Raw genomic sequence first — 206 nt, 5'->3', positions numbered from 1 at the left:
GGTTAGGATTTTGATTTCAGCTTTAAAACCCCAACAAAAAGTTTAATCGCACCCCCGACCATACCAACCCATGCTCGAAGTGGAGGAATAGAGCTATTGGCTTCGATCTCTTGTGAACTATAGACGTCATAACCCCATACAAATAAGATAATGCCGAAAACGATCAGTACTAACCCCATTACTTTGTTATTCATTCAAACTCCGAT

General features: G+C 40.3%; 1 protein-coding gene. It reads right to left on the bottom strand.

Features of this window, described 5'->3' with window-relative positions:
- Positions 1-2 precede the first annotated feature (2 nt).
- Entirely contained in the window at positions 3-194 is a 192-nt protein-coding gene (locus V6255_RS19190; protein ID WP_341629503.1) for a DUF3185 family protein, read from the bottom strand.
- Positions 195-206 lie beyond the last annotated feature (12 nt).

It is taken from the genome of Psychromonas arctica (assembly GCF_038155225.1).
Lineage (GTDB): Bacteria > Pseudomonadota > Gammaproteobacteria > Enterobacterales > Psychromonadaceae > Psychromonas > Psychromonas arctica_B.
Note: the sequence above shows the minus strand (reverse complement) of the source record. Positions and strands in the feature narration are given on the sequence as shown.

Bases quoted from the DNA above. Each gene is read 5' to 3' on its own strand.
- V6255_RS19190 (WP_341629503.1), bottom strand. From the start codon at position 194: ATGAATAACAAAGTAATGGGGTTAGTACTGATCGTTTTCGGCATTATC.